This is a genomic window from Bartonella sp. CM120XJJH, from assembly GCF_042194715.1.
Taxonomy (GTDB): Bacteria; Pseudomonadota; Alphaproteobacteria; order Rhizobiales; family Rhizobiaceae; genus Bartonella.
In genome coordinates this window covers 1-3,852 of record NZ_JBHINE010000044.1, presented here as the reverse complement: position 1 = coordinate 3,852, position 3,852 = coordinate 1, and the positions used below count along the sequence as shown (strand labels likewise).

The window sequence follows — 3,852 nt, the reverse complement described above, 5'->3', positions numbered from 1 at the left end:
TAGGTTAGTGTTTTGTTCACTCATCTTTATTTCCTCCATCTCGCGCGCAATTCCCCCGTGGCGTGAATCACGCTTGTTTTGAAAAATGGTTGTTTGGTTTTTACAATCCTGTTTCTAGAGACTGTTATATTGACCACCTCCCCGTCTGAAAAGACGAGGAAATGAAATCATATTTTAAACTAAGCAGCTTTTACGACAGATCTTTCTAAGACCTGTTTTGCTTCTTTAATGAGGGCTTTATATTTTCTGTTCTCTTCATCTACTCTGAAGGCATCAAGAAGACGAACATGAATTGGACCCAGAAGATACAAAACTTTTTCACCAGCATTCATACCTTCCCAATAACTTGGCAAATCAAAGCGTGTATCATGGTCATAATCAACAGATTGGCGTTTTAGTTTCTTTTCACATTCAATAAAGTAACGACGTGCTTGGCGTCCTTTTTTATTACGTTCAACCATGGAAAGCTCTTTCGCCATATCTAGGGTGAGATGATATTCTACTGCTATAGCATTGTTCGCTTCCATTTTTTTGTGGAAGCGGATAAAATCTTGCCTTTCAAGAAAAGAATAAGCAATGATGCGTTTTTTTATCCAAGTAGAGAAATCTTGTTTGCTTTCCAAAAATGCATGCAAGTCACGCGCATTAACGGTTTGAACAGTTTCCTGATCAATGATTTGCTCTGTGATTTTTATAAGAGTGTTCATAATGAACTCCTATGCAGTTAGATGTTTTTCATTGACATCCAATAAAGGATGCCGGGTGCTGAAAAACACGGTGCATAGTCCGTCGTTACGCTTTCCCCATAAAGAGTATTGTATAGCGTAACTACACCCGACAAAGTCATTATATGCGTGTAACATACAACGAGTCAAAGCCTTTAATGTGCGGAAAATAAATTGTTTCGGCAATTCATCCGCTATGCATTTAAGGTGTTTTTCAAGCACCTGATTCGACAATAGACATACTGATAGTATATTGTCAAATAAAAAGTTTGAAAATTGACGCAAATAGATTATATCGATTTCATCAGTAAATTCGTATTTCTTTTTCATTATTGCATTCCTTAATTAATGCATGGTTTGTCTTTTAAGCTCTTGAGACAGCACACCAATTCCTTTTGCTGTGATTTTTGCGCAAGGAATGACTTTTTCTATTCCACTTGCGGTTTGAAGTGTGATGGTTGGACAATCCATAAGTTTCTTTTGGATTTTGTCTTGATAAGGAAGCAAATTTCCACCTGCTGCTCGTCTGTAAACCCAACCTTTTTTCTGTAAGAAGAGAATGAATTGTTTTGGTTGTATCTCGAGTATTTTAGCGGTTTCTGTAAGACTAAACAGTCCGTCATGACGTTGTAAGCTTTCAAGAGCCATGGCTTTTGGTGTTAAATCTTCAATGATGGTGTCTTTTTGATCTATTTGACCTTGTAGGTAATTCAAAAAGCCAATCATAGCCTTTGGACTTGAATAGTCGATTTGTGGTGTTACTGCTTGCTTTTCCAACTCTTGCCAACGGTCTATAATCCTAGCGCGTAATGTCATGCTGTAACCCGAAACTAAAATGAGGCATTCACGTTTAGGAAGGTTGTAACAAGGGAGAGTGCGACCAGTTGAATCTTTGTAAAAACCTACAAATTCACTCAGCCCAAATTTGGGCTCAGTACTTTTAGAGTGCAACTCTTTAAGCATTTGCTTAATATCACGCATAACGTGTTTATGTTGTTTACTACACAATTCTGCAATTTCACGACTAGACATGGTTGGAATTGTTGTGTTTTGAAAATTGCTTTCAGATGTTGTAATAAAATTACGCATGCTTCACTCCGTTCGCTGCGACAACATTGTCATTGTGCTTAATTTGCTGTCTTAGATGTCTTAAGAAATCTTCTAATGTTTCAGGATTTGAATAATCGATTTTTGAATTTGCTTTTTTTTCGCATTTCAGAAAATATTCACGCACTTGTTTACCTTTGAGACCAGGTTCACAAATGGCAATGTGTTTTGCTGTGTCTAAAGTGAGAGCATAATCTTTAAAAGGATTTCCACGTGAGGAGTTTGATAATTTTTTAGTAGAAAGTACAAAGTCGACATCTTCTCTAAAGCTAAGTTCTTTAATACAGTTTGTTATCCACTTTCTAAACTCGGTTTTTACCTCTAAAAAGGTATATAAATCACGAGCGCTAATAGTTTGAACCTTTTGATGTTGAATAGTGTTGTATTGAGTAGCAATAAACGTTTCCATGACGAACCTCATATTGATGGGATTGAAAGGGGCGCTTTTAAATGCGCCCTTAAGAATTTTTAAAGCACATCACAAGGACGCAAACGGTGTTGTTGTTCGTAAGTACCAAACATCTCATCATTATATTTTTCGTCTGCTAAATCAGATAAAAGGTCATGGTAAGCAACACTCTCGCGTACAAAGTCATGAACTTTACTCTCCTCATGGAGATGTTCGATATTTTCTTTTACATATGCTTCTGCAATTTCTTCAGAGATATCTTCACAATTATTCTCAGAAGGATTGATGCGAAAGATTTGGATTGCATCATCTGCCTCGTCAATAATTTTTAGAACTTGGCTTTCATCTAGTGGTCCAGACCGACCAATGTTTTGATCATCATTATAGACAACTAATAAAATTTCATCAGAATTTATAAGAATTGGATTTTCCATAATTTCTCCTCCCTAACGCCTCTTGGCAATTGTTTGTGCCTGGTTTGTATAATTACTTATATAACTATAATTATAAAATAGCAAGCAAAAAATTATGAAAAGTTATATTTTTATAAAAAATATTATAATATCTTGCTGAATAAGAGGAGAGGATAACTAGCGATAAGTCCGAATCATCTTGCTGTAAGAACTTATTGGCAAAATAGCAAATATCTCTCCAACCCACACAATTTTAACATTCTTAATAGGTAAGGCATTCCAAGAAAGCAGATCTATTTCACCATTCATGCCCCTGCTAATCTGCTTTATATATCTTTTATTATCATGTGTTAAAATAACGGCTTCTTTGCCAAAAAAGGATTCTATTGTTTTAATTTGGCGCCGTCTTACGATAACCATATCTCCATCTTTATAGGCTGGAATCATAGAATCTCCTTTAACTTCAAAAGCAACCATATCATCAGGTAAAGCAAAAGGAATTTCTACTTGTTCAAGACCATCTTCAGGGATTTGTTCAAAACTTGGGTCTATCTGTGTTCCTGCTCCAATATACCCCATAAGAGGAACAAAAGTCGTTAAGTGATTGTCCCCTTTTAGTTCTTTATATAATTCTAAAATGGCGTCTCGATTAGAGCCGCGTGGATCAGAATCTTTTAACCACTTAGACACTGAAGCTTGTGTTACGTTTAGCCGTTTGGCTACATCTTCTTGCGTTAAGTTAAACTCGGTCAAAATCTTTTTTAATGTGCTTATGATATTAGATTTATTACTCATACTTCTGCTTACCTTATTTTTTTATCGTTGATAAAGATAAATTTCATTGACTTTATATAACTATAATTATATGAATAAAATAAGACAAAGCTGTAATTGGAGCTTGTAAATGGATCAACGAGAAGATTTTAAGAATTTGACTAAGTCAATACGGGGCAAATTTAATTGGACTCAATCAGAAATGGCGAAAATGCTTGGTGTAACTCAAGCAGCTGTTTGCAAGTGGGAAAAAAGAGGATCTATCTCCGTAATAAATTATCTCAAGCTGCAAAAGTTGAAGGATAGTTCTAGCTTTATGCCTGCTTTTACTACTTCTACAGATAATAATGAACATCAACAGCAGCATTCACATTCTTAAACAGGCAAAAATAAAGAGATCAAATTAATAGATTACGCGTCATCA

Annotated in this window: 6 protein-coding genes; 1 reads left to right on the top strand and 5 read right to left on the bottom strand. The window is 35.4% G+C overall.

Annotated elements, in window-relative coordinates:
* Window positions 1-179: 179 nt before the first annotated feature.
* The 5 genes from ACFIKU_RS09405 to ACFIKU_RS09385 form a co-directional block, all read right to left on the bottom strand.
* Window positions 180-707 (bottom strand): antA/AntB antirepressor family protein, encoded by a 528-nt coding sequence (locus ACFIKU_RS09405; protein ID WP_375627592.1) that lies wholly within the window; start codon window positions 705-707, stop codon window positions 180-182.
* Window positions 708-1,070: 363 nt separating this feature from the next.
* Window positions 1,071-1,814, bottom strand: a complete 744-nt coding sequence (locus tag ACFIKU_RS09400; RefSeq protein ID WP_375657351.1) for a Rha family transcriptional regulator — start codon at window positions 1,812-1,814, stop codon at window positions 1,071-1,073.
* Window positions 1,807-2,241 carry an antA/AntB antirepressor family protein gene (locus tag ACFIKU_RS09395; protein WP_375657350.1) on the bottom strand — a complete coding sequence of 145 codons (435 nt, stop codon included), beginning with the start codon at window positions 2,239-2,241 and terminating at the stop codon, window positions 1,807-1,809. The genes ACFIKU_RS09400 and ACFIKU_RS09395 overlap by 8 nt, the downstream gene beginning before the upstream one ends.
* Window positions 2,242-2,300: 59 nt before the next feature.
* Window positions 2,301-2,675: a hypothetical protein gene (locus tag ACFIKU_RS09390; RefSeq protein ID WP_375657349.1), complete on the bottom strand. Its 375-nt coding sequence runs from the start codon at window positions 2,673-2,675 to the stop codon at window positions 2,301-2,303.
* Between the two features lie 156 nt (window positions 2,676-2,831).
* Window positions 2,832-3,449: a S24 family peptidase gene (locus tag ACFIKU_RS09385; RefSeq protein WP_375622548.1), complete on the bottom strand. Its 618-nt coding sequence runs from the start codon at window positions 3,447-3,449 to the stop codon at window positions 2,832-2,834.
* Window positions 3,450-3,558: 109 nt separating this feature from the next.
* Between ACFIKU_RS09385 and ACFIKU_RS09380 the strand changes: the two genes are divergently transcribed.
* On the top strand, window positions 3,559-3,807 hold the full coding sequence (locus ACFIKU_RS09380) for a helix-turn-helix transcriptional regulator (RefSeq protein ID WP_375657348.1): 249 nt from the start codon (window positions 3,559-3,561) through the stop codon (window positions 3,805-3,807).
* The last annotated feature ends 45 nt before the right edge of the window (window positions 3,808-3,852 follow it).